This window comes from Actinocrinis sp., assembly GCF_035938995.1.
Taxonomy (GTDB): Bacteria; Actinomycetota; Actinomycetes; order Streptomycetales; family Catenulisporaceae; genus DASZGI01.
Genome location: NZ_DASZGI010000357.1, coordinates 1 through 3,264, shown reverse-complemented (window position 1 = coordinate 3,264; position 3,264 = coordinate 1). Strand labels below are relative to the sequence as shown.

At 68.5% G+C, this 3,264-nt stretch carries 2 protein-coding genes; both read left to right on the top strand.

The features are described 5' to 3' along the window. Positions 1–131 precede the first annotated feature (131 nt). A complete protein-coding gene (locus VGZ32_RS25045; RefSeq protein WP_326888648.1) occupies positions 132–2,390 on the top strand; it encodes a nitrite/sulfite reductase in 2,259 nt (752 codons plus the stop codon). Further along, positions 2,387–3,262 (top strand): rhodanese-like domain-containing protein, encoded by an 876-nt coding sequence (locus tag VGZ32_RS25040; protein ID WP_326888647.1) that lies wholly within the window; start codon positions 2,387–2,389, stop codon positions 3,260–3,262. Before VGZ32_RS25045 ends, VGZ32_RS25040 begins: the two co-directional genes overlap by 4 nt. The last annotated feature ends 2 nt before the right edge of the window (positions 3,263–3,264 follow it).

The window sequence follows — 3,264 nt, the reverse complement described above, 5'->3', positions numbered from 1 at the left end:
ATCGTCTCCGCGGCCTGTCCGGCAGTCGTCTGACCGCTCGCTTGCGAGCACACCCCTCTTTCATCCGACGACGTCGCCATTAGCCACTTGAGGAGACCCGTGCATGTGCACGCCAGCCGAGAGTTCGGATCATGAGTAGCTGGAGCAGCCTGCTCGACGGGCGGATGCGCCCGGAGTGGGCCGAGGAGATCGCCGACTTCGAGGCGCAGATCGAGCTGCGCCTGCAGGGCAGGCTGGATGAGAAGGTGTTCGCCGAGACGCGCCTGCGCCGCGGCGTGTACGGGCAGCGCTACGACAACGGGCAGCGCTTCGACGGCTACGCCACGCGCGAGCTGGACTTCGCCGACAAGCCCACCAAGGGCCCGGACACCCAGTGGGACGCGCCGGGCATGCAGCGCATCAAGTTGCCGTTCGGCGGGTTGACGCCGGAACAGCTCGAGGTCATCGCCGACTGCGCCGAGGAATACTCGGACTCGATCCTGCACGTCACCACCCGGCAGGACGTTCAGCTTCATTTCGTTCACATCGAGGACACCCCGGACCTGATGCGTCGGCTTGCCGCGGTCGGGGTCACCACCCGCGAGGCGTGCGGCAACTCGGTCCGCAACGTCACCGCGTGCCCGCTGGCCGGGGTGTGCCACACCGAGGCGTTCGACGTCGCGCCGTACGCGCGCGCATTGATGGAGTTCCTGCTCGGCCACCCGGACGTACAGGACTTCGGGCGCAAGTTCAAACCCGCGTTCTCTGGTTGTGAACATGAAGCATGCGGGCTGGTGCAGATGCACGACGCCGGTTACGTCGCGCGCGTCCAGGACGGCCGCCGTGGCTTCAAGGTCGTGGTGGGCGGTGGGCTGGGCACCGTGCCGCGGCAGGCCGAGGTGCTCAGCGAGTTCACGCCGGTCGAGGACTTCCTGGTCCAGACCCAGGCGATCGCCCGGGTCTTCGCGCGCCTCGGCGAGAAGAAGAACCGCAACCGGGCCCGCATGAAGTTCCTCGTCAACAAGCTGGGCATCGAGGAGTTCCGGCGGCTCGTCGCCGAAGAGCAGCAGACTATCCCGTACGACCCGCGCCACCACGGGTTCGTCGAGAACTTGCCGGTAACCGCCGGAGAACCGGTTCGCGAGCCCGCCGAGATGAACGGCGCGCCACGCCTGGACGGCTTCGAGCGGTGGAACCTGACGAACGTGCGCACCCAGCGGCAGCGCGGCTACCGGGTGGTGACCGTTCACCTGCCGATCGGTGACCTCACCAGCGAACATGCGCGCGGCCTGGCCGACATCGCGCGCACGTACTCCGGCGATCGGATGCGCACCACCGTCGAACAGAACATCGTGCTGCGCTTCATCGCGGACGCCGACTTGCCCGCGGTCTATGAGGCGCTCGGCGCGCTCGGGCTCGCGTCGGCCGGCGCGGGCACGATCGCCGACGTCACGGCCTGTCCCGGCACCGATACGTGCAAGCTGGGCATCGCGTCGAGCCGTGGCCTGGCCGGCGTGCTGCGCGAGCAGTTGGCGCCGCGCGCCGCGCAACAGGACGCGGCGGTCAACGAGATGTCGATCAAGATCTCCGGCTGCTTTAACAGCTGCGCACAGCACCACCTGGCCGACATCGGCTTCTACGGGAACTCGCGCGGCATGGACGGGCGCCAGATGCCGCACTTCCAGGTGATCCTCGGCGGCCAGCGCACCGGGAATGCCGCGAAGTACGGCATGGCCGTCGGTGCGGTGCCCTCGAAGAACGCACCGAAGGTGGTCGACGCGCTGACCGACGCCTACCTCGCCGGTCGCGAGGACGGCGAGTCGTTCCAGGACTGGTCGCAGCGGATGGGCAAGCGTGGGCTGAAGGGCATCGTGCAACCGTTCATGGAACTGCCGTCCTATGCCGACGCCGCGGACTTCTACATCGACTTCGCCGATGCCCGGCTGTTCGCGATGGCCGACCACGGCGTCGGCGAGTGCGCCGGCGAGGTCGTCTCGTTGTTCGGCATCGAGGTGGTGAAGGCCGAATCCGAGGTGTTCGACGCCCAGCTGGCGCTCGAAGAGCAGGGCGACGCGGATCAAGCCGAAGAGCATGCCTACCAGGCGATGCTCGCGGCCGCCCGCGCCTTGGTGCGCACCGAGTTCATCGACGTGACGCATGACCCGGAGGAGATCGTCAAGGAGTGGAAGAGCCGCTTCTTCGACACCGAGAAGTTCTTCGACCGCTTCGCCGGCGGCAAATTCGGCCAGTTCCTCCTCGACCGGCACGCCGACCCGACGCCTTCCGGGAATCCCACGACGGCCGGTCAGCGCGTCGAGGAGGCGCAGTTGTTCATCGAGGCGGCGCACGCCTGCGAGGCCAAACTGGAAGCGGAGAAGACGGCGATCAAGGTCACGGCGGGCAGCAAATGAAGCCGCAGCGACTGACCTTGGCCGTGACAGCCAGCCCGGCTGCCGATCTGGAGCCGGCGCTGGGGGTGTTCCACCGGTTCATCCAGCGCAGTCTGGTTGAGGGCCGCCTCCTCGACGTCGCCGACTATCGGCACGTCCCGAACGGACCGGGCGTGATGCTGGTCGGCCAGGACGTCGACTACGGGATCAGCCCGCATGCGTTCACCGTGACGATCAAGCGGCGCGGCGACGATGCCACCACCCAGTTCAGGGACGCCGTACGGATGGCGCTCGGCACGATCGACGCGATCGACGCCGACGGCGCGCTGCCGTGCCGGTTCGACCCGACGCGGATGCGCGTGTCGGTGGCCGACCGCAAGCTGGGGACGCACGCGCAGATACAGTCCGCCTTGCTGGCCGAAATCGCACCGGCGGTCGAGACGTTGTTCGGCCCCGACGCCGCAGTCGATCCCGTCGCCGCCGCCGACCCCCGGCAGGCACCGCAGATCACGGTGCGGGCGGTGTCCGCCGACGGTGTGCTGGCCAAGCTGGGCGGCTCACAGGCGCCCATGCAGAGCCCGTGGGACATCACCGTGCGGGACCTACAGCGGCTGCGCGAGTCCGGCGCCGACCTCACACTGCTCGACGTCCGCGAGGAATCCGAATACGCGACGGTGAACATCGGCGGGACGCTCATCCCACTCGGCCAGCTCGACGACCGGCTCGGGGAGCTCGACCCGTCGGGCCACGTGATCACCCACTGCCGCGCCGGGTTCCGCGGCGCCCAAGCGGTGGCGAAGCTTCGCGCCGCCGGGTTCGAGAACGCGTGGAATGTCAACGGTGGCCTGATGGCCTGGATCGACCACGTGGACCCGACACTGCCGCGCTACTGACG

Excerpts from the sequence above, each read along its gene's own strand:
- VGZ32_RS25045 (WP_326888648.1), top strand. The coding sequence starts at position 132 with ATGAGTAGCTGGAGCAGCCTGCTCGACGGGCGGATGCGCCCGGAGTGG.
- VGZ32_RS25040 (WP_326888647.1), top strand. The coding sequence starts at position 2,387 with ATGAAGCCGCAGCGACTGACCTTGGCCGTGACAGCCAGCCCGGCTGCC.